The 24,764-nt window shown below is 65.9% G+C and carries 23 protein-coding genes; 3 read left to right on the plus strand and 20 right to left on the minus strand.

Annotation, left to right across the window (positions count from 1 at the left end; all coding sequences use genetic code 11):
• Positions 1–75: 75 nt before the first annotated feature.
• Positions 76–2,010: a PhoX family protein gene (locus AC1ROX_RS02265; RefSeq protein ID WP_493121955.1), complete on the plus strand. Its 1,935-nt coding sequence runs from the start codon at positions 76–78 to the stop codon at positions 2,008–2,010.
• A 171-nt stretch (positions 2,011–2,181) separates the two neighbouring features.
• On the opposite strand, the gene ychF is transcribed toward AC1ROX_RS02265, so the two are convergent.
• The 5 genes from ychF to AC1ROX_RS02290 all read right to left on the minus strand — a co-directional run bounded on the left by ychF (position 2,182) and on the right by AC1ROX_RS02290 (position 6,723).
• On the minus strand, positions 2,182–3,279 hold the full coding sequence (gene ychF, locus AC1ROX_RS02270; protein ID WP_493121957.1) for a redox-regulated ATPase YchF: 1,098 nt from the start codon (positions 3,277–3,279) through the stop codon (positions 2,182–2,184).
• 20 nt (positions 3,280–3,299) lie between these two features.
• Entirely contained in the window at positions 3,300–3,935 is a 636-nt protein-coding gene (gene pth, locus AC1ROX_RS02275) for an aminoacyl-tRNA hydrolase (RefSeq protein ID WP_493121959.1), read from the minus strand.
• 27 nt (positions 3,936–3,962) lie between these two features.
• Complete coding sequence (locus tag AC1ROX_RS02280) at positions 3,963–4,664, minus strand: 50S ribosomal protein L25/general stress protein Ctc (protein ID WP_493121961.1); 702 nt, start codon at positions 4,662–4,664, stop codon at positions 3,963–3,965.
• A gap of 84 nt (positions 4,665–4,748) precedes the next feature.
• The gene (locus AC1ROX_RS02285; protein ID WP_493121963.1) at positions 4,749–5,681 is read right to left on the minus strand and encodes a ribose-phosphate pyrophosphokinase; all 933 of its coding nucleotides are present in this window, start codon (positions 5,679–5,681) and stop codon (positions 4,749–4,751) included.
• 145 nt (positions 5,682–5,826) lie between these two features.
• Positions 5,827–6,723 (minus strand): TauD/TfdA dioxygenase family protein, encoded by an 897-nt coding sequence (locus tag AC1ROX_RS02290; protein WP_493121965.1) that lies wholly within the window; start codon positions 6,721–6,723, stop codon positions 5,827–5,829.
• A 129-nt stretch (positions 6,724–6,852) separates the two neighbouring features.
• Between AC1ROX_RS02290 and AC1ROX_RS02295 the strand changes: the two genes are divergently transcribed.
• Positions 6,853–7,686 carry an ABC transporter substrate-binding protein gene (locus AC1ROX_RS02295; RefSeq protein ID WP_493121967.1) on the plus strand — a complete coding sequence of 278 codons (834 nt, stop codon included), beginning with the start codon at positions 6,853–6,855 and terminating at the stop codon, positions 7,684–7,686.
• An 18-nt stretch (positions 7,687–7,704) separates the two neighbouring features.
• Positions 7,705–8,445, plus strand: coding sequence for an amino acid ABC transporter permease (locus AC1ROX_RS02300; protein ID WP_493121970.1), 741 nt, complete (start codon positions 7,705–7,707; stop codon positions 8,443–8,445).
• 92 nt (positions 8,446–8,537) lie between these two features.
• On the opposite strand, the gene AC1ROX_RS02305 is transcribed toward AC1ROX_RS02300, so the two are convergent.
• From AC1ROX_RS02305 to AC1ROX_RS02375, 15 genes are all read right to left on the minus strand, one after another.
• Positions 8,538–8,972, minus strand: a complete 435-nt coding sequence (locus tag AC1ROX_RS02305) for a RidA family protein (protein ID WP_493121972.1) — start codon at positions 8,970–8,972, stop codon at positions 8,538–8,540.
• Between the two features lie 23 nt (positions 8,973–8,995).
• Positions 8,996–10,465 carry a M81 family metallopeptidase gene (locus AC1ROX_RS02310; protein WP_493121974.1) on the minus strand — a complete coding sequence of 490 codons (1,470 nt, stop codon included), beginning with the start codon at positions 10,463–10,465 and terminating at the stop codon, positions 8,996–8,998.
• Between the two features lie 93 nt (positions 10,466–10,558).
• Entirely contained in the window at positions 10,559–11,116 is a 558-nt protein-coding gene (locus tag AC1ROX_RS02315; RefSeq protein WP_493121976.1) for a hypothetical protein, read from the minus strand.
• A gap of 2 nt (positions 11,117–11,118) precedes the next feature.
• Positions 11,119–12,744 (minus strand): acyl-CoA dehydrogenase family protein, encoded by a 1,626-nt coding sequence (locus AC1ROX_RS02320; RefSeq protein ID WP_493121978.1) that lies wholly within the window; start codon positions 12,742–12,744, stop codon positions 11,119–11,121.
• 62 nt (positions 12,745–12,806) lie between these two features.
• Positions 12,807–13,022, minus strand: a complete 216-nt coding sequence (locus AC1ROX_RS02325) for a dodecin family protein (RefSeq protein ID WP_493121980.1) — start codon at positions 13,020–13,022, stop codon at positions 12,807–12,809.
• Between the two features lie 140 nt (positions 13,023–13,162).
• A complete protein-coding gene (locus AC1ROX_RS02330) occupies positions 13,163–14,794 on the minus strand; it encodes an ABC transporter ATP-binding protein (protein ID WP_493121982.1) in 1,632 nt (543 codons plus the stop codon).
• Entirely contained in the window at positions 14,794–15,690 is an 897-nt protein-coding gene (locus AC1ROX_RS02335) for an ABC transporter permease (protein WP_493122515.1), read from the minus strand. The genes AC1ROX_RS02330 and AC1ROX_RS02335 overlap by 1 nt, the downstream gene beginning before the upstream one ends.
• A 35-nt stretch (positions 15,691–15,725) precedes the next feature.
• Complete coding sequence (locus tag AC1ROX_RS02340) at positions 15,726–16,667, minus strand: ABC transporter permease (RefSeq protein ID WP_493121984.1); 942 nt, start codon at positions 16,665–16,667, stop codon at positions 15,726–15,728.
• Positions 16,668–16,742: 75 nt separating this feature from the next.
• Positions 16,743–18,311, minus strand: a complete 1,569-nt coding sequence (locus tag AC1ROX_RS02345; RefSeq protein ID WP_493121986.1) for an ABC transporter substrate-binding protein — start codon at positions 18,309–18,311, stop codon at positions 16,743–16,745.
• A 112-nt stretch (positions 18,312–18,423) separates the two neighbouring features.
• Positions 18,424–20,010: an ABC transporter substrate-binding protein gene (locus AC1ROX_RS02350; protein ID WP_493121988.1), complete on the minus strand. Its 1,587-nt coding sequence runs from the start codon at positions 20,008–20,010 to the stop codon at positions 18,424–18,426.
• A gap of 128 nt (positions 20,011–20,138) precedes the next feature.
• Positions 20,139–21,119, minus strand: coding sequence for a hypothetical protein (locus AC1ROX_RS02355; RefSeq protein ID WP_493121990.1), 981 nt, complete (start codon positions 21,117–21,119; stop codon positions 20,139–20,141).
• A gap of 54 nt (positions 21,120–21,173) precedes the next feature.
• The gene (gene pgeF / locus AC1ROX_RS02360) at positions 21,174–21,941 is read right to left on the minus strand and encodes a peptidoglycan editing factor PgeF (protein ID WP_493121992.1); all 768 of its coding nucleotides are present in this window, start codon (positions 21,939–21,941) and stop codon (positions 21,174–21,176) included.
• On the minus strand, positions 21,938–23,017 hold the full coding sequence (locus AC1ROX_RS02365; RefSeq protein ID WP_493121993.1) for a class I SAM-dependent methyltransferase: 1,080 nt from the start codon (positions 23,015–23,017) through the stop codon (positions 21,938–21,940). The genes pgeF and AC1ROX_RS02365 overlap by 4 nt, the downstream gene beginning before the upstream one ends.
• Before the next feature lie 24 nt (positions 23,018–23,041).
• A complete protein-coding gene (gene lgt, locus AC1ROX_RS02370; protein ID WP_493121995.1) occupies positions 23,042–23,863 on the minus strand; it encodes a prolipoprotein diacylglyceryl transferase in 822 nt (273 codons plus the stop codon).
• 136 nt (positions 23,864–23,999) lie between these two features.
• Complete coding sequence (locus AC1ROX_RS02375; RefSeq protein WP_493121997.1) at positions 24,000–24,509, minus strand: type III secretion system chaperone family protein; 510 nt, start codon at positions 24,507–24,509, stop codon at positions 24,000–24,002.
• Between the last annotated feature and the right edge of the window lie 255 nt (positions 24,510–24,764).

The following is a 24,764-nucleotide window of genomic DNA, read 5'->3' on the forward strand; positions in this document are numbered from 1 at the left end:
GCGGCGCGCGCAAAATCGTAACGGAAACGACATTTTTGCCCGCTACCCAAGGCGGACCGTTTCGAGGAGCTCACCATGGCCGCCGCACAGAGTGACGATTACACGGACCCCGACGATATCGGCGTGAACGCCAGCACCGAACCGTCGATCGGCGAGCTGATCGAACGCCGCCTCAGCCGCCGCGATGCACTGCGCGGGCTGGCGGGGATCGGCGCCGCGGCGGCGCTCGGCAGCCCGTTCGCGGCGACGGATGCGGAGGCCCAGACGGCCGGTCCGTCGACGCTCACCTTCAAGGAGCTGGCGCACACGCTCGACAAGACGCAGCACGTCGCCGACGGCTACGAGATGCAGGTGCTGATCCGCTGGGGTGATCCGATCCTGGGCGGCGCTTCGGAGTTCGATCCGGCCAAGCTGACGGCCGCCGAGCAGGAGAAGCGCTTCGGCTACAACAACGACTATCTCGGCCTCTATCCGCAGCCGGCCGGCAATCGCAGCGGCGACCGTTTCCTCATGGTCGCCAACCACGAATATACCAATCCCAACCTGATGTTCGCCGGCCTCGGAAGCGGACGCGACGCCGCGCTGAAGGCAACCAAGGACCAGGTCGCGGTCGAGATGGCATCGGTCGGCGGCGCGATCATCGAGATCGTGCGCGACGGTGCCGGCTGGAAGGTCGTGCCGGACAGCAAGTTCGCGCGACGCCTCACCGCCACGACGCCGATGGAGATTTCGGGCCCGGCGGCCGGCCATGACAAGCTCAAGACCTCGGCCGATCCGACCGGCACCAAGGTGCTGGGTACCTTCGGCAACTGCGCCGGCGGCAGCACGCCGTGGGGCACGTGGCTGACCTGCGAGGAGAATTTCCACTTCTACTTCGACGGCGATGCGGCGCGTGCGGCGGATACCGAACTCGGCAAGCGTTACGGCGTGGCGCGCGCGACCAATGCCTGGGGCCAGCATGTCGATCGCTTCAACTTCGACAAGGAGCCCAACGAACCCAATCGGTTCGGATGGGTGGTCGAGACCGATCCGTATGAACCCAACTCACCGCCCATCAAGCGCACGGCGCTCGGCCGCTTCAAGCATGAAGGTTGCACCTATGCGATGGCCAAGGATGGCCGCGTGGTGCTCTACAGCGGCGACGACGAGCGCTTCGAGTATGTCTACCGCTTCGTCACCGCGAAGCCGTGGAACCCGAACGATCGCGCCGCCAACAAGAACCTGCTGGACGAGGGCACGCTCTCGGTCGCGCGCTTCAATGCCGACGGCAAGGTCGAGTGGCTGCCGCTGGTGCAGGGCCAGGGCCCGCTGACCGCCGAGAACGGCTTTGCGACGCAGGGCGACGTGCTGGTGAAGACGCGGATGGCCGCCGATCTCCTGAAGCCCACGCCGATGGACCGGCCGGAGGACATCGAGACCAATCCGGTCAACGGCCGCGTCTATGTCGTGCTGACCAACAACGGCCTGCGCAAGGCCGACCAGGTCGATCGCGCCAATCCGCGGGCGACCAACGATCACGGCCATATCCTCGAGATCACTCCGAAGGACGGCGACCATGCGTCGAACGAAGGCGCCTGGTCGATCTTCCTGCTGGCCGGCAAGCCCGGCCAGGATGCCGGCGCACGCTATCATCGTGCGACGTCGGACAATGGCTGGCTGAGCTGCCCCGACAACATCGCCTTCGACAGCAAGGGCCGCATCTGGATCGTGACCGACGGCGCGCCGTCGGCGGCGGGTGTCGCCGACGGCGTCTATGGCGCCGACACGATGGGCTTCGGTCGCGCGCTGACGCGCTGCTTCTACCAGGCGCCGACCGGCGCCGAAGTGTGCGGACCGATCTTCTCGCCGGACGACAACACGCTGTTTCTCGCCATCCAGCATCCGGGCGAGGATAGCGGCTCGACCTTCGAGAAGCCCTCGACCCGGTGGCCGGATTTCAAGGACGGCATGCCGCCGCGGCCTTCGGTGGTCGCGATCACGAAGAAGGGCGGCGGTATCATAGGCTCATAAGAGAAAGGTCCCTCGCTACGCTCGGGATGACACCGTTTTAGCGGTAATTGTCATCCCGAGCGTAGCGAGGGACCTTTCGGCTTTCTTATCTATTCTGCGCCGAGTGAGCTCTCGCGCTTGATTACAAGCGCTGCCGCTCACCGGTTCAATGTCTGAAGCGCCGTAGGCGCTTCAGACATTGAACCTGAAGTGAAACACATCCCCGTCCTTGACGGCGTATTCCTTGCCCTCGAGCCGCAGCTTGCCGGCATCGCGCGCACCCGCCTCGCCGTTCAGGGTGACGTAGTCGTCATAGGCGATGGTCTCGGCGCGGATGAAGCCCTTCTCGAAATCCGTGTGGATAACGCCGGCGGCTTCCGGCGCCTTGGCGTCGCGGTGCACCGTCCAGGCGCGGGCTTCCTTCGGGCCGACCGTGAAGAAGGTCACGAGGTCGAGCAGCGCATAGCCCGCGCGCACGACGCGGGCGAGGCCGGTCTCTTCCAGGCCGAGCGACGAGAGATAGTCGGCCTGATCCTCGGCCGGGAGCTGCGCCACCTCGGCCTCGATGGCGGCCGAGATCACGACCGACGGCATGCCGCGCGACTTGGCGAAGGCCTCGGCCTTGGCGCTGTGCTCGTTGCCGGTCGCCGCCGAGCTCTCCTCGACGTTCAGCACGTACATCATCGGCTTGGCGGTGATGAGCTGCAGGCGGCCGAAGATCGCGCGCTCGTCGTCGCTGAGCTTGGCCTCGCGGGCCGGCTTGCCGTCGCGCAGCGCGTCGAGCGCCTTCTTCACGACGGGAACTTCGGCGGCAGAGTCCTTGTCGCCGCCCTTGGCCTTCTTCTCCAGATTGGGCAGGCGCTTCTCGAGGCTGTCCATGTCGGCCAGCATCAGCTCGGTCTCGACGACCTCGGCGTCGCTCACCGGATCGACCTTGCCGCTCACATGCGTGACGTCGCCATCCTCGAAGCAGCGCAGCACATGGGCGATCGCATCGACCTCGCGGATGTTGCCGAGGAACTGGTTGCCCAGTCCTTCGCCACGCGACGCGCCCTTCACGAGACCGGCGATGTCGACGAATTCGAGCTGGGTGTTGATGATCTTGGCCGAGGTCGCGATGGCCGCGAGCTTGTCGAGCCGAGGATCGGGCACGGCGACCCGGCCGACATTGGGCTCGATGGTGCAGAACGGATAGTTGGCCGCCTGCGCCGCCTGGGTGGCGGTCAGCGCGTTGAACAGGGTCGACTTGCCGACATTGGGCAGGCCGACGATTCCGCAATTGAAGCCCATGGGTCTACTCTTTGCTGTTCTTAGCTGTCCTGGGCGCCCTTGATGTCGAGGCGGGCCGGAAGATCGGGAGGCGGCGCGAGATGCGCCACCCGGCTCATATATTTTTCGTCGGCCTTGGCGCCGCCTTCGACCAGCAGCGCCGATTCCTCGGCCAGCGCGTTCAGCACCTTCGGGACCCAGCCGTCCTTCGGATCGCGCTCGTCGCGTTCGAAGTCGCGCAGCACCCAGTGCAGCACCAGGTCCTTGTGGCCGGGATGGCCGATGCCGATGCGGACCCGGCGGTAGTCCTTGCCGACATGGGCGTCGATGTCGCGCAGGCCGTTATGCCCGCCGGCGCCGCCGCCCTTCTTCATGCGCACCCGTCCGGGGGCGATGTCGAGTTCGTCGTGGAAGACGACCAGCCGGTCGAGCGGAACCTTGAGGAAGCGCACGGCTTCGCCCACGGCCTTGCTCGACTCGTTCATGAACGTCATGGGTTTCAGGGCGATGACGCGTTCGCCGCCCAGATGGCCTTCGGCCACCTCGCCGTTGAAGCGCGCACGCCAGGGGGAGAAGACACGGCGGCGGACGATCTCGTCCACCGCCATGAATCCAACGTTGTGCCGGTGCCCCGCGTAGCGCGGCCCGGGATTGCCGAGCCCAACCAGCAGAAGCATCGACCGAGCGGAGCCTTCGCTTGCTCGTTACTTCTTCGCCGGAGCGGGGGCCTTGGCCGGAGCGGCGGCCTTGCCGCCCGCTGCCGGAGCCGCCGCACCCGCCGCCGGAGCCGCCGCCGCAGCGCCGTCGGCCGGAGCATCCGTCGCGGCCGCTTCGCGCGCCACGGTCGGCGCGGCGATCGACGCCACGGTCGCGTTCTTGTCGCGGCTCACCACGCGCGCGCTCTCGGGAATGTTGAGCGTCGACATGTGGATCGAGTGGCCGATCTCGAGACCGGTCAGGTCGACCTCGAAATACTCCGGAATGGAGTCGGCCTTGGTGCGGATGGTGATCTCGTGCAGCACGACGTTCAGAACGCCGCCGCGCTTGAGGCCGGGCGAGGCCAGCTCGTTGCGGAAATGCACGGGCACCTGCACGGTGATGACCGACTCAGGCCCGATGCGCAGGAAGTCGAGATGCAGAGGACGGTCCGTCACCGGATCGACCTGCACGTCGCGCGGCAGGACGTCGTAGTCCGTGCCATCGACGGCGATCTTCATGCGGTGATTGAAGTAGCCTTCCTTGTGAATCTCGCGCTCGATCGTCTTCGGCTCGACGGCGATCATCACCGGGGCTTGCTTGTCGCCGTAGATCACGGCGGGAATCAGTCCTTCGCGACGACTGGAGCGGGCGCCCCCTTTACCGGCCCGGTCCCTCATCTTCGCGACGACTTTGGTCGTCTCTGCCATTTCAACTTCTCCTTGGGTTGCTCTCTTATCGCGGCGTGGCCTCCAGGGGTGCCCATCGCCGGATCTCTTGAATTCCTTTGACGTCTATTCGAACAGGCTCGACACCGAGGTCTCGTCGGTGATGCGCCGCATCGCCTCGGCCATCAGCGTGGCGATGCTGAGCGGCCGGATGTTCGGCGACACGCGCACCGCCTCGGTCGGCATGATCGAGTCGGTGATGACCATCTTCTCGATCGGCGAGGCCGCGACGCGGGCGACCGCGCCGCCCGACAGCACGCCGTGCGTGATATAGGCCGAGACCGAGGTGGCGCCCTGATCCATCAGGGCGACCGCGGCGTTGCACAGCGTGCCGCCCGAATCGACGATGTCGTCGATCAGGATGCAGTCGCGGTTCTTCACGTCGCCGATGACGTTCATGACTTCGCTGACACCGGCCGCCTCGCGGCGCTTGTCGATGATGGCCAGGTCGGCATCGATGCGCTTGGCGATGGCGCGGGCGCGGACCACGCCGCCGGTGTCGGGCGACACGACGGTCAGGCTGCGGTTGGAGAAGGTCTCCTTGATGTCCTTGGAGAAGACCGGGCCGGCATAGAGATTGTCGAGCGGGATGTCGAAGAAGCCCTGGATCTGGCCGGCATGCAGGTCGAGCGTCAGCACGCGATTGGCGCCGGCATGGGTGATCAGGTTGGCGACCAGCTTGGCCGAGATCGGCGTGCGCGAGCCGGTCCGGCGATCCTGGCGGGCGTAGCCGAAATAGGGGATCACCGCCGTGATGCGGCGGGCCGAGCTGCGGCGCAGCGCATCGATGGTGATCAGCAATTCCATCAGATGGTCGTTGGCCGGAAAGCTCGTCGACTGGATGACGAACACGTCCTCGCCGCGGACATTCTCCAGGATCTCGACGAAGATCTCGTTGTCGGAGAACCGGCGGATATTGGCCTTGACCAGCGGCAGGGCCAGTTTGGCGGAAATGGCTTCGGCCAGCGGTTTATTGCTGTTGCCGGTGATAATCTTCATGGATCGCGTTCCTCGCGCCGGGGCGGGAAATCGTTAAGCCGTTGATCTAAAACGACAAAACGGCCATCCCGGGCCGCGACGGGGCGGAACATACCAATGAGTCGATGGTCTGTAAACGCCCTGAAATACAGGACTTTTCGTCGCTTCAGTAAGGCACCTTGTCGTCGATCATGATGATGCGGTGCAAGCGCCTGATCTGGGTCGCTTCGTCCCATTCGCTGGCCCGGTGCAGGCTGCAGCGATTGTCCGACATCAGCACGTCGCCCGGCTGCCAGCGGTGCTGGTAGGAGAAGCGGTCCTGGATCATGTGCTGCAGCAGCTCGTCGTAGAGCGCCTGCGCCTCGTCGGCCGGCAGGCCGTCGATGCACGACCCCCATTCGCCGCCGAGATAGAGGCCGCGCTTGCCGATCTCGGGATGGGTGCGGACCAGCGGGTGCACCACGTCGGGGATTTTCAGGCGCTCGGCTTCCGCCTCCTCCTCGGTCGCCTCGGGGAACAGGTTGCGGAACAGGCGGGCGCGGCTGTGCAGGACCTTCAGCCCGTCGATCTCGGCGCGCTTGGCATCGGGCAGGGCCTCGTAGGCGGCGATGCCGTTGGCGTAGCGCGTGTCGCCCTGGCCCTCCGGCACCTGGATGGCGTGCAGGTAGGTGAACAGGCCGGGCTCGGGCAGGTGATAGTGGTCGGTGTGCCAGTTGAGGCCGACCTTGGGCGAGCCGACCTTCGCCTGGTCCTCGTGCACGTTGCCGACGACGAAGATCTCGTGGTGATCGGCCAGGCAATAGTGGCGGAGCGAGTGCAGGTCCGGGCGGCCGCCGAAGCGGTTGGCGAAGGCGAGATAGCCGGCGGGTGAAAGCTTCTCCTGGCCGCGGAACAGCAGCAGGGTCCGTGCAACGCAGGCGGCGCGGATGATGGCGATCATCTCCTCGTCGTGGTCGTCGCCGAGGTCGATGCCTTCGATCGACGTCGCGACATTCTCGGCGAGGTCGCTCACCTTCAGTCCGCGCGCCGACGCGGCGCTGCGCCAATCGAACTGCTCGGACATCGTCGTCTCCTTCGGTGGCACCGTTATTGCAGTTTCAGGTGCGAGTTCGGGTGCGAGGTTTCGCCCGGAACCGCTGCAAGCCCTGTGCCGTCCCCTTGCCGACGGCACCCCCAAGCAAGGATGGATGTCATGCGCGCTCGTCGGCTCTCCGCACTCGTTCTGTCGCTCGGCCTCGCCGCCGCGCCGGCCCTGGCGCAAGACTGCAAGCCGGCCATCGCCAATGCCGACCTGGTGTCACCGGGCAAGCTGCAGATGTCGATCAATCCGACCCTGCCGCCACAGCAGTTCGTCGACGAGAAGGGTGAACTACAGGGGCTGAACGTGGATCTCATGCGCGAGATCGCCAAGAAGCTCTGCATCCCGCTCGAGCTGATCCGCATGGACTTCCCGCCGATGATCCCGGCGATGCAGAGCGGCCGGTTCGACGGCGTGAACACCGGCATGTTCTGGACCGAGGAGCGCTCGAAGATCGCCTACACCGTTCCCTATGCGCAGCAGACCATTGCGCTCACGGTCACCGCGAACTCGCCGCTGAAACTCACCGACGCCGAGTCGCTGGCCGGCCGCAAGGCGGGCGTCGAGGTCAATTCCTACCAGGAGCGCTGGCTGCGCGGCGTCGACAAGGAGCAGGTCGCCAAGGGCGCCAAGCCGATCGAGGTCCTGACCTTCAAGACCGCCACCGACGTGCTGGCCGCCTTGCGCGCGGGCCAGGTCGAGACGGCGATCCTGATCGACGTGACGGCGGTCGAGATCAAGCGCCGCGGCCTGATCGAGATCACTGCGACCGGGCTGGGCAGCGCGCCGACGACGCAGATGTATCGCAACAAGAACGTCGCGGAGAAGGTCGCGGCCGCGCTCACGGAGCTCAAGAAGGACGGCTATTACGACAAGCTGTTCGACAAGTACGGTCTCACCAAGCTGCCGGTCGAGACCTTCGCGATCCGCGGTCCCGGCCCGACCTGATATCGCAACGGCCGTAGCATGAGAGGCTTCGACCTCGGCGACTTCTACGCGGCGCTGACGAACCAGTTCCTGATCGTCGGCGTCTTCGTTACCGCCGGCCTCACCGTGGCGGGGCTGGCGGGCGGGCTGATCCTTGGCCTCACCATCGCGTTGATGCGCGCCTCGCGTCACGGTCCGGTCAGCAAGATCGCGCAGGGCTACATCTGGTTCTTCCGCGGCACGCCGCTCCTGATCCAGATGGTGATGATCTATTCGGGCCTGCCGCAACTCGGCATCAAGTTCGGCGTGATCACCTCGGTGATCGTGACCCTGATACTGAACGAGGCGGCCTACATGGCCGAGATCATCCGCGGCGGGTTCCTGGCCATCCCGGCCGGCCAGCACGACGCGGCCAAGGCGCTGGGCCTCTCGCGGTCGCTGGCGCTGCGCAAGGTGCTGCTGCCGCAGGCGACGCGGATCATCCTGCCGGCGCTGGGCAATTCGGTGAACGGCCTCCTGAAGGCCACGTCGATCGCCTCGGTGATCTCGATGGAGGAGCTGATGCGGCGCGCCGAGATGATCATGCAGATCAAGTTCGACGTGCTCGAAGTCTTCGCCGCCGCCGCTGTCTACTACCTGGTCCTGACGACGCTCTGGGACCGCGCGCAACGCTGGCTCGAACGCCGCTACGATCCCACGCGGACGGCGCAGGCGACGGAGAAGGAAAAGGGCGCGACCACCGTCATGCCCGCCGTGGAGCAGGCGGCCCTGCCGAGGTAGAGGCGTAGTAATGGAGCGCGCCACTCCAGTGGCGCAATCAAGCTCATGAGCGCCACTGGAGTGGCGCGCTCCATTGAGGCAGCTCGGTCAAATCACTTCTTCAGCGGCGCGTAGAAGACGCTATCGATCTCGATGATGTCGCCGTCGAACAGCTTCTTCGCCTCGAACATGGTGCGCGGCGGGTAGGGCGGCTTGCCCCAGAGTTCGGCCTGCACCTTGTCGACCAGCGGCGCGATGGTGGCGAGATCGCTCACATAGATCGTGAGGCGCACGCAATCCTGCAGCGTCGCGCCTTCCGACTGGGCGATCAGTTTGATGTTGAGGAAAGCCTGGCGGATGCGCGCTTCGTTGCCTTCGACCAGTCTGTTGGTCGCGGGATCGACGCCCTGCATGCCGGCGACGAAGACGAAATCACCGGCCCGGGCGCCGAGGCTCCAGGTGCCCTCGGCCTTGAGGGCGCCGGGTGGATCGAGCGTCCTGACACCGTTGGGAGATTGAGCGATGGCCGCGCTCGAAAGCACCGCCATCGCGCAGACAAGAGCCAGCCGCCTCACGCGTGCGGGTTGGCGACGAAGGGCCACTGGGTCTTGTCGGCCTTGGTGTAGGGCAACAGCGACCAGTCCGGCACCAGCGCGCCGGGGGCGGCGACATAGACCACCTCGCTGGCGATCGGCGCGTAGGCGGCATGGAAGTGCTGCATCGACTTCACCACGACGACCTTCTTGGTCGAGGGATCGATGCCGAGCTTGGTGAAGCAGTCGAGGCTGTGGCACTGCGAGCGCGTGGAGTTGACGATCACCGTCACGCCCTCGATCTGCAGCGCCGCGGCATCGCCGATCGGGCTGGTGCCCTTGCGGGTGCCGCCGAACTGGATGAACACGTTCTTCTCGAGCTTCAGCACCTTGGCGCGCGCATCGACCGGCGCGCCCGATTGCGGACCAAGCTTGCCGCCGAGGCGGATGTCGAGTTCGGCGCCTTCACCGACCTCGAAGGCGAGCTTCACGGCGCCCGGATCCCAGAACATGGCGACGGCCGCGTCCTTCACCTTGCCGTCGAGCAGCGCCTTCAGGATGAAGGTCGAATCCGACGCTGCACCACCGCCGGCATTGTCCGACACGTCGGCCAGCACCATCGGCTTGGGCAGGTTATGCGAAGAGACACGTGCCATGGCGGCGTCGAGCGTGACATAGGGGGGCTGGGTGGCCTGGCGCATGGCGAAGAACTCCTGGCCCAGCTCCCTGGCGAGCGTCTCGGCCTTCGCCTTGTCGCCGTCGGTGACGGCGATGATGCGGCTGCTCATCTCCTTGATATCGGACCACGGGAAGCCGTGGGCGACGGAGAGGGAGAGCACGCCGTCCTTGCCTTCCATCGCCATCAGCTTGTCGACGAAGCCGCGCATCGGCTCGCGCGTGGTGTGGAACACGCCGATCATGCGGCAGTCCCAGGTCGCCATCACCGGCCTGGTGCGGCCCTCGATGGCGCCTTCCATGACGTTGAACAGGTCCTCGGCCCGGTCCGACACGTCGACATGCGGGTATTCCTTGAACAGGACCAGCGCCGTGGCGTCGCGCATCGTGCCTGCGCCGATGTTGCAATGGAGATCGAGCTCGACGCCGACCGGCAGGTCCGGACCGACGACCTTGCGCACATGGGCGAGCAGGTCGCTTTCGCAGTCGTCGTAGCCCTCGGCCACCATGGCGCCGTGCATGGACAGGAACACCGCGTCGACCGGCATCGCGGCCTTCAGGTCCGCGATGATCTCGTCGCGGAACGCCTCATAGACCTTCTTCACCGTCTTGCCGGCCGGCTGGGCGAAGGCGCAGAGGCTCTCGACCACCTGCCAGCCCTTGGCCTCGGACCGCTTGCGCCACACATCGAGCGGCGCCCCGAACATCGGGACCTTGTCGCCGTAGCTGCCCTTGCGGAACAGGCAGGTCTCCTCGAACAGGCCGTGCCCCGTCGGGATCGAGGCAAAGGTATTGGTCTCCGTGCCGAGGCACGCCGTGAAGATCTTTTTCATTGGGATCGGTGACTCACTGGGAAAATGTTCCGGAACGCCAAGGCCAAAATCTCATGTCGCACCTCGCGGCGGCAAGGACTTGTTCCATGGCCGCTATTGCCAGAATTTCCACCGAGATTTCGGCTCCTGCCAACGGAGAAGCTCGAAGTCCATGAATTGCGTTTCGTCGTGCTTGAAGCCCGTGATCGACCGAGCCAGCACTAACGGAACTTCAAAAATGTAATCGGCCTCGGCGCTCGTTTCGTCCTCGAGCAATTGTTTCGAACGGTATTGCTTTTCGATGGTCGCGAAATCGGCGGGCAATTCACCGAGCGTCTTCAAGCCGGGACTGTCCGAATCTCCTTGGTGCTCCACATGCCAAAGGCACTTGCCGTCCTTCCAATATGCCGACGAGCTGTACATCGCGTGTTCTTCAACATTGCAGGCGACGATCACACAATCGGCGGACAGTTTCTGCAATTCCGATTCGGCTACGAGTGGATGTTCCACTTGGTCCAGAGCCAGCAATATCCAGCCGTCGGAGAGCATGCGCGAGCCGATATTGCCTCCGGCGTAGTCACCTGTGGCTCCGGTCGGCGAAAGACGAAGGCGGCTGCAGACGGTCTCCCTGTCGAGACCCTTGATCGCGATCCACGATAGAGATTCGCCCATCTCTACGCCGCCAGCGCGCGGTCCATCAGCGCGGTTTCGCTGCCGCCAAGGTCGGCGCTGCCGAACTGCGCGAAGGGCGAGCCGCCGAGGCGCGTCTCGGCATAGAGCGCGGCGAAGGGCGAACCCGCTTCGACCAGCGCTGCGACGGCCGCGATCTTCGCCAGGCCCTCGCACAGGAAACGCGCCCGCCGCTCGGCCTCACCCGACTTCAGGATTTGCTCAAGGGAATGCGCCAGCGGACCGGCCCTGAAAGCCTGGTCGGCGGTGCGCACGAGGCGCGAGAGCGTGTCGGTCGCGGCCTCGGGATGGCGGCCGGCGGCGCGCAGCACGTCGAGCGCCATGACGTTGCCGGAGCCTTCCCAGATGGCGTTGAGCGGCGACTCGCGAAAGTAGCGGGCGAGCGGCAGATCCTCGGTGTAGCCGTTGCCGCCCAGGCATTCGAGCGACTCGTAGACGAGCTGCGGCGTGCTCTTGCACACCAGGAACTTCACGGCGGGCGTCAGTAGCCGCGCATAGGCCGCCTCGCGCGGATCGTGGTCGGCATGCTCGGCGGCGCGGAGCAGGCGGAACACCAGCGCGACCTGCGCCTCGAGTTCCAACGCCATGTCGGCGGCGACGGCGCGCATCGCCGGCTGGTCGGCCAGGCGGCGCTGGAAGACCGAGCGGTTGCGGATGTGGTGCAGGGCCTGGCTGAGCGCGATGCGCGACTGCCCGGCCGAGGCAATGGCGCAGTCGAGCCGCGTCAGGTTCACCATCTCGATGATGGTGCGCACGCCCGCGCCCTCTGCACCGATGCGCTCGGCCCAGGCGCCGTGGAACTCGACCTCGGAGGAGGCATTCGACTTGTTGCCGAGCTTGTCCTTCAGCCGCTGGAAGCGGATCGCGTTCTGCGAGCCGTCGGGCCGGTAGCGCGGCATCAGGTAACAGGTGAGGCCGCCTTCTGATTGGGCGAGCACGAGGAAGGCATCGCACATCGGTGCCGACATGAACCATTTGTGGCCGGTGATCTCGACATGGTCGCCGTGCGCGATGGCGGTCGTGATGTTGGCGCGCACGTCGGTGCCGCCCTGGCGCTCGGTCATACCCATGCCCAGCGTGACGCCGTTCTTCTCCCGCCACGGCAGCGGCCGCGGATCGTAGGTGCGGGTCCGGATCTTCGGCAGCCACTTCGCGAGCAGCGCCGGCTCGGAGCGGAGCGCGCCCACGCAGGCATGCGTCATGGTGATCGGGCACATGTGCCCGCTCTCGGCTTGCGTCGCGAGATAGAGCCGGACGGCGCGTGCCGACATCGGCGCCGGCTTGTCGCTGCCGTCATGGGCCGAGGCATGGATGCCGTGGCCGATGCTCTTCCGCATCAGCGCGTGATAGGCGGGATGGAATTCGACCAGGTCGAGCCGGTTCCCCTTGCCGTCCATGGTGCGCAGCTTGGGTAGGTTCTCGTTGGCGAGCCGGCCGAGATCGAGCGTCTCGGCCGCGCCGTAATCCCTGCCGCAGGACGACAGCGCCGCGAGATCCAGTCCCGCACGCTGCGCCGCGTCCGCCAGTGGTCGGTCGGTGTTGAAGAGGTCCACGTCGCCGAAAGAAGGCGACTGGTTGAAGGATGCGTCTTCGAGGAAACCGGAGGACATGGAGCGACTTTAGCTCATGCCCGGGTGCGCGCCACAGGAGTGGAGCGCACCCAGCGACGAGCTCAGCTGCCGCCTTCGTACTTGAAGGAGAGCTTCACCTTGCTGCGGTAGGCGGTGACCTTGCCCTTCTCGATCACCATGTCCTGCTCGACGATCTCCGCGACACGCAGGTCGCGCAGCGACTTGGCTGCGCGGTCGACGGCCGCCTTGGCGGCCTTTTCCCAGGATTCGCTGCTGGTACCGACCAGCTCGACCACTTTGTAGACGCTCTCCGCCATCTGAACCTCCCTGAACACGGTTGTGCCGTTTGGTCCGGCGCCGGGTCAGGGGGAGGCTCGGCAGCGGCTGCCTTGGGGGCCTTTTCCTTGGTCGCGGGACGAGCCTAGCACGGCTTCCAGGGAGGGCCCAAATCAGAGGATCAAGCGGCGAACTTGCCGAATTCCCAGTGGCGGCCGGGGGCGGCGGCGAACAGGGCCTTGGTGTAGTCGGCCTTGGGCGAGCCGAAGACCTGTTCGGCCGAGCCGTATTCGACGACGCGGCCCTTGCTCATCACCGCGACGTAGTCGCAGATCTGCGCGGCGACGCGCAGGTCGTGGGTGATGAACAGCACGGCGAGGTTCAGGCGGACGCGGATCTCGTCCAGCAGCTCCAGCACCTGCTTCTGCACCGACACGTCGAGCGCCGACACGGCCTCGTCGGCGATCAGCAGCTCGGGCTCCATGGCGAGCGCCCGGGCGATGCAGATGCGCTGGCGCTGGCCGCCCGAGAACTGGTGCGGGTAGCGGTCGAGCGCGTTGGGATCGAGCCGCACGGTTTCCATCAGCTTGCGCGCGCGGGCCATCGCCTCGTCGCGCTTGATGCCGAAGTTCATCGGCCCCTCGATGATGAAGTCGCCCACGGTGATGCGCGGGTTCATCGAGCGGTAGGGGTCCTGGAAGACGATCTGCACGCGGCGGCGATGTGGCCTCAGCTTGCTCGCCGACATGGTCGCGATCTCGGTGTCGCCGATATAGACCTTGCCTTCGGTCGGATCGATCAGACGGGCGATGCAGCGCGCCACTGTCGACTTGCCCGAGCCGGATTCGCCCACGATGCCCAGGGTCTCGCCCTTGCGGATGTCGAGGTCGACATCGACGGCCGCCTTCACGACCCGCGCCTTCTGGAAGAAGGAGTTGCCCGTATAGATCTTGCCGAGCTTCTCGGTGCGCAGGATGGTGGTGCCGTCGCGCCGCACGCCGCGATGGACGGGCGTGATCGACGGCACCGACGAGATCAGCATCTTGGTGTAGCTCTGAACCGGCCGCGACAGTATCTGCTCGGTCGGACCCATCTCCACCAGCTCGCCCCAGCGCAGCACGGCCACGCGATGGGCGATTTCGGCCACGACGCCGAAATCGTGGGTGATGAACAGCACGCCGGTGCCCTGGCCCGCCTGCAGCTCGGCGACGAGCTTCAGGATCTCGGCCTGGGTGGTGACGTCGAGCGCGGTGGTCGGCTCGTCGGCGATCAGCAGGACGGGATCGAGCACCAGCGCCATGGCGATCATGATGCGCTGGCGCTGGCCGCCCGAGAGCTGGTGCGGGAAGGAGGCGTAGATGCGCTCCGGCTCCGGCAACTTCACCCTGTCCAGGATGGCGATGATCTTGGCCTTGCGCGTCGCCGCGTCGAGGTCGGTGTGCGTGTTCAGCACTTCGTCGATCTGCTGGCCGCAGGTCATGACGGGATTGAGCGCCGTCATCGGCTCCTGGAAGATCATCGACATGCGCGTGCACCGAAGCTCGCGCAGCCGGCTCTCGCTGGCCGCCAGGATATTCTCGCCCTCGAGCAGGATCTCGCCCGAGGTCGGCTTCAGCGCCTTGGCGAGCAGGCCCATCACCGTGAAGGCGATGACCGACTTGCCCGAGCCCGATTCGCCCACGAGGCAGACGATCTCGCCGGGATTGACGGTGAAACTCACCTTCTCGACGGCATGGACGCGGTCGCCGCCCCTGGGCAGGGCGACGCTGAGGTTGCGGACTTCGAGGACGGGCTTCTTTGCTTCGGTCGACATCAGACTTTCTTGCTCATTTTCGGGTCAAGCGTGTCGCGCAGACCGTCGCCCATGATGTTGATGGCCAGCACCGTCAAGGCAAGGAAGATGCCGGGATAGAGGATGTTGTGCGGGAACACGCGGAACAGCGTGCGGCCCTCGGCCATGATGTTGCCCCAGCTCGGGATTTCCGGCGGGATGCCGATGCCGAGGAACGACAGCGCGGCCTCGGTCAGGATCGCGGCGGCGGCGAGGAAGGTGCCCTGCACGATCAGCGGCGCCACGGTGTTGGGCAGGATGTGGCGGAACATCAGGATCCAGGTCGGCGTGCCGACCGAGATCGCGCCCTCGACATAGGGCTCCTCGCGCACCGTCAGCACGATCGAGCGCACGAGGCGCACGACACGGGGCACGTCGGGCACGACGATGGCGAACACCACGGTGATCAGGCCGGCGCGCCAGATCGAGACGAGGGCGATCGCGAGCAATATGCCCGGGATCGCCATCAACCCATCCATGACGCGCATGATGATCCCGTCGGCCCAGCGGATGTAGCCGGACACCAGGCCGATCACCATGCCGATGGCGACCGCGATGATGGAGACGGCGACGCCGACGGCCAGCGAGACACGTGCCCCGTAGAGCACGCGGCTGTAGACGTCGCGGCCCAGGCTGTCGGTGCCCATGATGGCGACGCGCTTGGCCGTCGTCCCGTCGTCGAGGCGATAGGTGATCTCGGTGCCCGGCTTCTTGTTGCGGGCCGCCGGGTCGATGCGCGTCGGGTCCACGGTGCCGAGGAACGGCGCCAGGATGGCGATCACCAGCATGGTCAGCAGGATGAGGCCGCCGAAGATCACGTTCGGGTTGCGGAGAGCAACGAGCCAGAGGCTCTTGCGCTTGGTCGACGCCGCCGCAATGGAGGCGGAATCGACGGCTTCTGGGGTGATCGCGCTCAATACCGGATCCTCGGGTCGAACAGGGTGTAGCTGATGTCGATGAGCAGGTTGATCACGACATAGACGACGGAGAAGAGAAGAATGACGGTCTGGATGGTCGGGAAGTCGCGGCTCAGCACCGCCTCGACCGTGAGACGGCCGAGACCGGGCAGGCCGAACACGCTCTCCGTCACCACGGCGCCGCCGATCAGGATGGCGATGCCGAGGCCGATCACGGTGAGGATCGGCACGGCGGCATTGCGCAGCGCATGGCGCATCAGCACCACGCGGTTGGACAGGCCCTTGGCGCGGGCGGTGCGGATGTAATCCTCGTTCAGCACTTCGAGCACCGAGGCGCGGGTGATGCGCGAGATCAGGGCGATGAAGCCGACCGAGAGGGTGAGCGACGGCAGGACCATGCGTTCGAGGAACTGCCAGAAATTGACGCCGATGCGGACGTAGCCCTGCACCGGCAGCCAGCCGAGCTCGATGGCGAAGACGTAAATCAAACAGTAGCCGATGACGAAGCCGGGCACGGAGAAGCCCAGCACCGAGAAGCCCATCACCGCACGGTCGAGCAGCGAGCCCTGGCGGTAGGCCGCCATCACGCCGATCGGCACCGAGACGGTGACGGCGAAGAGCAGCGTGCAGATCGCGAGGGCGAGCGTCGGCTCGACGCGCTGGGCGATCAGCTCCGCGACGGTCTTCTTGAAGAAGAAGCTCTCGCCGAAATTGCCCTGCAGCACATTGCCGATCCAGATGGCGAACTGCGTCCAGATCGGCTCGTCGAGGCCGAGCTTGTTGCGGATGTCGGCGATCTGGTCCGAGGTGGCGTTGTCGCCGGCAATGACCGCCGCGGGATCGCCCGGCGTCAATCGCAGCATGAGGAAGACGAAGACAGCCACCACCGCCAGGACGGGGATGATGGCTATGAGACGACGGGCAATAAAGTCGAGCATTTTCCCTCTACGTGTCACCCCGAGCGAGGCTGGCTGCTCCGCTCGGGATCACAGCTAGGCCAGATGGCCCCGCTGTTATTTCTTTTCGATGTTCCACATCACCGGCACCGGCGCTTTCAGCCAGCCCGAGATGTTGGAGCGCATGGCGCCCGGTCCGTACCACTGACCGATCCAGCCATACTGCGCCGTTTGCAAGGCCCGGGCCTGAACGGCGGCGGCGAGCGCCTTGTTCTTCACCGGGTCGGTTTCCTTGGCGTAGTCGTCGCGCAACTTCTCCATTTCCGGATCGGTCGGCCAGCCGAACCACGCCTTGTCGCCGTTCGCGACCATGTAGGAGGTCGAGATCGGGTTCAGGATGTCGGCCGCCACCGAGAAGGTATGGAAGATGTTCCAGCCGCCCTGACTCACGGGACCCTTGTTGGTTCGACGCGTGACGACGGTCTGCCAGTCCATCGACTGCATGTCGACCTTGAAACCGCCTTGTTCGAGCAGCGCCTTTGTCACAGGGGCGACGTTGGTGAGCACCGGCAGGGTCGTCGACTGCAGCAGCACGATCGGCGTGCCGTCGTAGCCCGCTTCCTTGAGCAGCGCCTTCGACTTCTCGAAGTTCGGCTTCACCAGCAGGTCACCCGGCGCATCGACGGCGTTGGGCGTGCCGCAGATGAAGGCGGCGGTGCAGACCTTGTAGAACTCGGGCTCGCCGACGGTCGCCTTGAGGTAATCTTCCTGGCGGATGGTCAGCAGCGCGGCCTCGCGGATCTTCGGATTATTGAACGGCGGCTGCAGCCAGTTCATGCGGTAGATGAACTGGTGGCCGAGCGGGTTCCAGTTATAGAGCGTGACGCTCTTTTCCTTCTTGAGGATCGGGATCAGGTCGTGCGGCGGCTGCTCGATGACGTCGATCTCGCCCGCGGCGATGGCGTTCACCTGCTGCTGCGGATCGGGCATCTCGATGATCTCGACCCGGTCGACCTTGACGACCTTGCCGCCGGCCAGGCCCGAGGCCGGCTCGGCGCGCGGCTTGTACTTGAGATTCTTGTTGTAGACGTGCTTCTCGCCGGGCTTGGACTCGGCGTTCATGTAGATGAACGGGCCGGAGCCGATCTGGCTGTCGATCTGCTTGAAGGGATCGGTATCGGCGATCCGCTTCGGCATCATGAACGGAACCTGCGACGACGGTTTGCCGAGCGAGTCGAGGACCAGGCCGTACGGCTCCTTCAGCACCATCTGGAAGGTCTTGGGATCGACTTCCTTGAATTCCTTCACGAAGTCCATGAGCTTCTGGCCCATCGCGTCGCGCGCACCCCAGCGCTTGATCGAGGCGATGCAGTCCTCGGACGTCACCGGCTTGCCGTCATGCCATTCGAGGCCGTCGCGCAGGGTGAAGGTCCAGACCGTCTTGTCGGCGGAGACGTCGTACTTGTCGACCATCTGCGGCTTGACGGCGTTGTTCTCGTCGGAGGCGAAGAGCGTGTCGTAGATGAAGTAGCCGTGGTTGCGCGTGACGTAGGCCGTCGTCCAGATCGGATCGAGGATGGTCAGGTTGCCGTTCTGGACGAACTTGACGACTTTCCCCTGGGCCAGCACCGGCCCCGCACTCGATAAAATCGCACCGGCCACCATGGCCGCAAGCGTACGCTTCATTACTTTTTTCATAACGCTCCCTCCGGGTGTTTCTTCCCCATCGAGAAAGGCGGACCCCCCGCCCGCCTTCGTCGATGGGCGCGCGGGACCGAAGCCCCGCGCGCGGATCGGGCTACTTCTTGGTCACGTTCCAGAACACCGGCGCCGGGGCCGTCAGGTTGCCGTCGATGTTGTTGCGGCGCGCCAGCGGCGCATACCACTGGCCGACGTTGATGTGGGTCGGATAGTCGACCCAGCGCTTCTGCAGGGCCTCGACGATCTGCAGCTGCTTGGCCGGATCGGTCTCCTTCGAGAACTGGTCGCGCAGCTTCTCGATCTCGGCGTCGCACGGCCAGCCGAACATCGCCTTGTCGCAGGAAGCGTTGAAGTAGCCGGCCATCACCGGATTGAGGATGTCGGCGGCCACCCACGAGGTGAGGAAGGCGTGCCAGCCACCCTGCTGCGGCGGGTCCTTCTTGACGCGGCGGGCGACCAGCGTCTGCCAGTCCATCGAGACCATGTCGACCTTGAAGCCGGCCCGTTCCATCTGCGCCTTGGCGACCGGCGCGAGGTTGGTCAGGACCTGCAGGTCGGTCGACTGCATCAGCACGATCGGCGTGCCGTCATAGCCGGCCTCGGTGAGGAGCTGCTTGGCCTTGGCGGCGTTGCCGTTCAGCACGTCGGCCATGCCGGCGTCGGTGGCGAGCGGCGTGCCGCACACGAACGGCGCCTTGCAGACCTTGTACCACTGCGGATCGCCGATCGTGGCCTTGAGGAAGTCCTCCTGGGCGAAGGCCACGAAGACGGCGTGGCGGATCTTGGGATTGTCGAACGGCTTGGCAATCGAGTTGAAGCGGAAGGAATACTGGTTGCCGGTCGGGTTGAAGTTCAAGAGCTTGATGTTCTTGTCCTTCGCCAGCAGCGGCAGCAGGTCATGACCCGGCGATTCGAGCATGTCGATCTCGCCGTTCTGCAGCGCCGCGACCTGCGTCTGGATGTCGGAGATCCAGAGCCATTCGACGCGGTCGACCTTGACGACCTTGCCGCCGGACAGGCCCGAGGGCGGCTCGGCGCGCGGCTTGTACTTGGTGTTCTTGACGTAGACCGTCTTCTCGCCGGGCTTCCATTCATCGGCCTTGAAGATGAACGGGCCGGAGCCGATCACGTCTTCCAGCTTGATCTGCGTGTTGGGATCGGTCTCCGCAACGCGCTTGGGCATCATGAAGGGCACGTTGGACGACGGCTTGCCCAGCGACTGCAGCACGAGGCCGTAGGGCTCCTTCATCGTCATCGTGAAGGTCTTGGCGTCGACCGGCTTGAGGTCGGCGACCGAGGCCATCATCTTCTGGCCCATGGAATCCTTGGCCGCCCAGCGCTTGATCGAGGCGATGCAGTCCTCGGCGGTGACGGGCTTGCCATCGTGCCACTCGAGACCGTCGCGCAAGGTGAAGGTCCAGGTGAGCTTGTCGGCCGACACGTCGTACTTGTCGACCATCTGCGGCTTCACGTCGAACTTTTCGTCCATCGCGAAGAGCGTGTCCCACACCATGTAGCCGTGGTTGCGCTGGATGTAGGCCGTGGTCCAGATCGGATCGAGAATCTTCACGTCCGAATGCATCACGACCTTGAGCGTCTGCGCTTCGGCGGGGGCAGCGGTCATCAGTCCGCCCATGCTCGCCGCGGCGATGATCGCCAATGCCGATTTCTTCAATGACAACATGCTTCTTATGCTCCCTGTATCGAGCTTCTTTCCTGCGTTGTGAAGTCTTGCAAGAATCGAGCCGACCCTCGGGACAGTAGCAGCCGAAAGCCCCCCTCTGACAAGCCGATTCACGCACTGCGCAGACGTCAGCGCGGCTTGTTGATCGCCTGTTCGAGAAGCTGGAGCACGCCTTCCGACGCGGCGGAGGCGACGATGTCGCCGAATCCCGCCCACGAGCCCTTCGCCGCGGCGAGCGGCACCGGGTTGGACTGTTCGATATCGCCGACATTCTTGCCGGCCGGATCCTTGACGATCCATTTGACGACGAGCTTGGCCATGCGGTCGTCGATGGGCGTCATGTTGACGGTGCCGACGACGGCGAAGGCGCCTTCCTCTGCCTGGTCGACGATCACGAGCTTGCTCGATCCCAGCGCACGCCGCATGCCGGAGGTCAGTTGCCGATTGCCGTCGGACGGCGCGCCGGTGACCTGCGCCACCAGCACCTTGACCTGCGGTTCGGCGGGCTTGGCGGCGGCCGGCGTCGGCACCGTCGTCTTCGTGGGCGGCCCGTCGGTTGGCGCCGGCGGCGAGGCCACGGGATCGGGCGGGAATTCGTAAGGAATGGTGACGCCGGCCGCGACCTGGCCCGGCGCTTTCGGGATGAAGTTGGGCGGCTTGCCGATCAGGGTGGCGACGCGAGGCGCGGCCTGTTGCGCAATGCGCGAGACCAGGCGCTCGGCCTGCTCGGCATAATCCTCGGGCGGCGCGCGGGTCTTGACGGTGGCGGGCTCGTCGGTGCGCGGCTTGCCGCGGATGCGCCAGTCGACCTGGACCTCGATCGACATGCCGGCGTCGCGCGTGCTCATCACGCCATCGACCTGGATCGGCGCTTCGGCCGGCGCCGTGGCGGCGACGATGCCGTAGGACTGGAGTTCCATGGCGAGGGAGGCGGCGACGCGCTCGCCCATCTCCGGCGGCATGTTGCGCGGCGGGCTGATCGCGACCTCGACCTTGTCGCGGATCTGGCGGCCGTAGGAGATCTGCGAGGAATCGTGCTCAAAGGGCCTCGGCGTTCCGCCGCACGCCGCGAGGGCGAGCAGGCAGAGCAGCATCACAACATGGCGCATGTCGCGACGACCCCGAGCAGGCAGCAGATCATCAGGAAGTAGAAATAGGGCACGTCAGGCCGCGAGGGCGATCGCCGACAGGCCGCGCCCATAGTCGCGCACGCCCTGGAGCGTGTTGCGGCGATAGCTGAAGAAATCGTCGGTGCCGCTCAGCGTGTCGTGGCCGGTGGCGCTCACGTTGACGCCGTTGCGCGCGATGCGGTGCACCAGATAGCCCGGCAGGTCGAACATGAAATGGCCGGCGCGCGCGGCGGTCCGGAAGAAGACTTCGTTCGCCTCGTCCTGCGCCAGGAACGGCGCGGGAAACTCCGGCCCGACCTCGTAGGAGGCCGGCCCGATGCAGGGGCCGACCGCGACCTGGATGCGCTCGCGCCTTGCGCCGAGCTTCTCCATCGCCGCGATGGTGGCGTCGACGACACCGCCCAGCGCGCCCTTCCAGCCGGCATGCGCGGCACCGATCACCGAGGCCTCGCCGTCGGCCAGCAGGACCGGCGCGCAATCGGCCGCCATCACGCCCAGGGCAACGCCCGGCCGGTCGGTCACGAGACCGTCAGCCTTGGGCGCGCCCGGTGACGTCCAGCGTTCCGCCGCGACCGTCAGCACGTCGGCCGAATGGATCTGGTGCACGGTCTGCAGGTCGGGTTCATCGAGGCCGAACTGCCCGGCTGCGCGGCGACGGTTCTCGCGCACGTTCTCCGGCGCATCGGCCGAGCCATAGCCGCAGTTGAGCGACGAAAAGAGACCCGTGCTCACCCCGCCCCGGCGGGTGAAGAAGCGGTGTTGGACCCCGTCGAGGGCGGCGAGCGTCTTTGCCTGGATCATGTGTCGTCCGAGGGGGTGTCCGTAAAGCCGGCGGGCGGGGCGTTCTTACCGTCGCCGAGGGCCAGCACGCGAAAGAGGGTGCCCATTTGGTCGGGCGCGATCAAGCGGGCGGATGCCGCATCGATGGCATTGGCCTGCGCCACTTTTGCATTGCGCTTCAGTACCTGCGCACGCTCGAGCAGGCCGAGCCGGCGCAGGAACGCGCCCTGCCCCACGGGCCCGTAGGCGGCAACGCCGGCGGCGGCGGCAAGAGCCGAGAAATCGACATGGGCACTGAGGTCGGTCTCGCCGGGACGGTCGAGGATGCTCGCACCCTGATGACCGCGCACCGCCTGCAGCGAGGAGGCGCGGCCGGCGCTCTCCAGCCCGTAGTCGACGATGAGCGCCCAGCCGCCGTCACGGCCGATGCGCCCGCCGATGGCGGCAGCGAGCGCGCGGCCTGCTTCGCTGAGTTCGGCCTCGGCGCCTTCCTCGGCGTCGGGCAGAAGCGGGGCGAAGGGCGTGTTGCCCGGTGCGAGAGCCAGCCGCAGCGCGCCCTGCTCGTCGAGACCGACCATGCGCTCGCGCCAGCCCTGGGGCGTGCGATGGAACTGGCGCACCGGCAACGCATCGAAGAATTCGTTGGCGACCAGCAGCAGCGGTCCCTCGGGCACTTCTTCGAAGCGTTCGTGCCATGTCGGGCGATAGGCCTGCAGCGCCGCGCGCTGGGCCTCGCGCATCGGGGCGTTGGTGTCGACCAGATGCAGGTCGAGTGCGGCATGGAAGCCCGGCACGCCGCGCGTCGCACGCAGCGCGTCGGCCATCAGCGTGCCGCGGCCGGGACCGAGTTCGACCAGCCGCACGGGGGACGGCCGGCCCATCGCCAGCCAGCGCTCGGCCAGCCAGGCGCCAATCAGCTCGCCGAACATCTGGGAGATTTCGGGCGCGGTGGTGAAGTCGCCGGCGGCGCCCACGGGCACGGCGCGGCGGTAGTAGCCGAGCCGCGGATGGCCCAGCGCCTCGGCCATGAAGTCGGCCAGCGAGATCGGGCCGGTGAGCGCGATGCGGCGCGCGATCAGCCCGCCCAACTCGTTCATGAGGGCCCTGTCACGCAAGCCCGGTCACGGCAACGCGGGCTTCCGATAGGCCCGCAGGATCACCCAGATGCCGAACAGCAGCACCGGCAGCGACAGCAGCATGCCCATGGTGATCGGTCCCCAGAGGTAGCCGAGATGCGCGTCGGGTTCGCGGAAGAGCTCGCCCACGATGCGCGCGAGGCCGTAGCCCGCACAGAACACGCCGGTCAGCAGGCCGGGGCGGCGGCGTCCCTCGGTGAGCTTCCACACCGCGAGCACGACGAGGGTCAGCAGCACGCCCTCGAAGAAGGCCTGGTAGAGCTGGCTGGGATGGCGCGGCAGCGGGCCGCCGCGCGGAAAGACCATCGCCCAGGGCACGTCGCTGACCCTGCCCCACAGTTCGCCGTTGATGAAGTTGGCGAGGCGGCCGAAGAAGAGGCCGAGCGGCGCCACGATGGCCACCAGGTCCGACAGCATGAAGGGATCGGCCTTGTTGCGCATCGCGAAGAGCAGGATCGCGGCGATCACGCCCAGCAGCCCGCCATGGAAGGACATGCCGCCTTCCCACAAAGTGAGCGCCGACAGCGGATGCTCGATGTAGAAACCCGGCTTGTAGAACAGCACGTAGCCTATCCGCCCGCCCAGGATGACGCCGAGCGCGGCCCATAGCAGGAAGTCGTCGATCTTGAGCGGCGACAGCACCTTGGGCGGCTGGTCGCAGACGCGGCGCATGACCTGCCAGCCGATCACCAGGCCCGCGATATAGGCCAGCGCATACCAGCGGATGGCGAAGGGCCCCAGCTGGACCAGGACGGGGTCGATCTCCGGATAGGGGATCGCCAGGAGAAGCGCGGGAACGGTGCTCATGAAGGCGCCCCTTATAGCGGGGGAATCGTTTCCCTAAAACGTCACGGCGCCGATCCGGGGGGATCGGCGCCGCTGGGACACTCCGAACATGTTGTTGTTTTTAGCGAGAGGGGGCGTCGGAAGGTCCTTTGTCGGCTCAGGCTTCGCCGACCGTCTCCAGGATCGAGGCGGTCAACGCGTCGGCGGGGCTCTTGCCGGCCCACACGACGTACTGAAAGGCGGGGTAGAAGCGCTCGCTCTCGGTGATCGCCACCTCGACGAGATCGTTCAGTTGCTCTGCCATCAGGCCATTGGTCCCGCGCAGCGGGATGGCGTGGCGGAACATCGGCAGGCCTTCCTCGGTCCAGAGATCGAAGTGACCCAGCCACATCTTCTCGTTGATCATGGCCAGCAGGCTATGGATGTCGGTGTGACGCTCGACCGGGATGCGGACGTCGTAGGCGCAGGTGAAGTGCAGCGCTTCGACGTCGTCGCGCCAGCTGAAGAACATGCGGTAGTCGCACCAGCGGCCGGCGACCTCGACGGCGATCTCCCGGTCCGACGTCCGGTCGAACGGCCAGTCGTTGGCGGAAACCACTTTCTCGATCATTTCGAGCGGGTTCAGGTCGGCTTTCCGTCTGGTCCGCTCATGCCGCGATAACGCCATCGACCCGCTCCCCAACCATTTCCGCCGTGCGGTTCCCGTGGAACCATTCTTGAGGCGGTGGTCGACATATCGTGGTGAGTACCCAACAACCCACTAGCTGTAGCCTGCCAAAGGATACCCCGCGGCGCAATAACAAATGGCCGTGTAAAACGGGGAAAGAGTCAGGGATTCCATGAATTTAATCCCCAACGTTAAGATTCGAGTCCGGCGTTTCCGCAGGACGAATCGGAGAAAATTGCTGAAAAATTGCGCAAA

It is taken from the genome of Reyranella sp. GW821-FHT14A01 (assembly GCF_058803965.1).

Bases quoted from the DNA above. Each gene is read 5' to 3' on its own strand.
- AC1ROX_RS02265 (WP_493121955.1), top strand. From the start codon at position 76: ATGGCCGCCGCACAGAGTGACGATTACACGGACCCCGACGATATCGGC.
- ychF (WP_493121957.1), bottom strand. From the start codon at position 3,279: ATGGGCTTCAATTGCGGAATCGTCGGCCTGCCCAATGTCGGCAAGTCG.
- pth (WP_493121959.1), bottom strand. From the start codon at position 3,935: ATGCTTCTGCTGGTTGGGCTCGGCAATCCCGGGCCGCGCTACGCGGGG.
- AC1ROX_RS02280 (WP_493121961.1), bottom strand. From the start codon at position 4,664: ATGGCAGAGACGACCAAAGTCGTCGCGAAGATGAGGGACCGGGCCGGT.
- AC1ROX_RS02285 (WP_493121963.1), bottom strand. From the start codon at position 5,681: ATGAAGATTATCACCGGCAACAGCAATAAACCGCTGGCCGAAGCCATT.
- AC1ROX_RS02290 (WP_493121965.1), bottom strand. From the start codon at position 6,723: ATGTCCGAGCAGTTCGATTGGCGCAGCGCCGCGTCGGCGCGCGGACTG.
- AC1ROX_RS02295 (WP_493121967.1), top strand. From the start codon at position 6,853: ATGCGCGCTCGTCGGCTCTCCGCACTCGTTCTGTCGCTCGGCCTCGCC.
- AC1ROX_RS02300 (WP_493121970.1), top strand. From the start codon at position 7,705: ATGAGAGGCTTCGACCTCGGCGACTTCTACGCGGCGCTGACGAACCAG.
- AC1ROX_RS02305 (WP_493121972.1), bottom strand. From the start codon at position 8,972: ATGGCGGTGCTTTCGAGCGCGGCCATCGCTCAATCTCCCAACGGTGTC.
- AC1ROX_RS02310 (WP_493121974.1), bottom strand. From the start codon at position 10,465: ATGAAAAAGATCTTCACGGCGTGCCTCGGCACGGAGACCAATACCTTT.
- AC1ROX_RS02315 (WP_493121976.1), bottom strand. From the start codon at position 11,116: ATGGGCGAATCTCTATCGTGGATCGCGATCAAGGGTCTCGACAGGGAG.
- AC1ROX_RS02320 (WP_493121978.1), bottom strand. From the start codon at position 12,744: ATGTCCTCCGGTTTCCTCGAAGACGCATCCTTCAACCAGTCGCCTTCT.
- AC1ROX_RS02325 (WP_493121980.1), bottom strand. From the start codon at position 13,022: ATGGCGGAGAGCGTCTACAAAGTGGTCGAGCTGGTCGGTACCAGCAGC.
- AC1ROX_RS02330 (WP_493121982.1), bottom strand. From the start codon at position 14,794: ATGTCGACCGAAGCAAAGAAGCCCGTCCTCGAAGTCCGCAACCTCAGC.
- AC1ROX_RS02340 (WP_493121984.1), bottom strand. From the start codon at position 16,667: ATGCTCGACTTTATTGCCCGTCGTCTCATAGCCATCATCCCCGTCCTG.
- AC1ROX_RS02345 (WP_493121986.1), bottom strand. From the start codon at position 18,311: ATGAAGCGTACGCTTGCGGCCATGGTGGCCGGTGCGATTTTATCGAGT.
- AC1ROX_RS02350 (WP_493121988.1), bottom strand. From the start codon at position 20,010: ATGTTGTCATTGAAGAAATCGGCATTGGCGATCATCGCCGCGGCGAGC.
- AC1ROX_RS02355 (WP_493121990.1), bottom strand. From the start codon at position 21,119: ATGCGCCATGTTGTGATGCTGCTCTGCCTGCTCGCCCTCGCGGCGTGC.
- pgeF (WP_493121992.1), bottom strand. From the start codon at position 21,941: ATGATCCAGGCAAAGACGCTCGCCGCCCTCGACGGGGTCCAACACCGC.
- AC1ROX_RS02365 (WP_493121993.1), bottom strand. From the start codon at position 23,017: ATGAACGAGTTGGGCGGGCTGATCGCGCGCCGCATCGCGCTCACCGGC.
- lgt (WP_493121995.1), bottom strand. From the start codon at position 23,863: ATGAGCACCGTTCCCGCGCTTCTCCTGGCGATCCCCTATCCGGAGATC.
- AC1ROX_RS02375 (WP_493121997.1), bottom strand. From the start codon at position 24,509: ATGGCGTTATCGCGGCATGAGCGGACCAGACGGAAAGCCGACCTGAAC.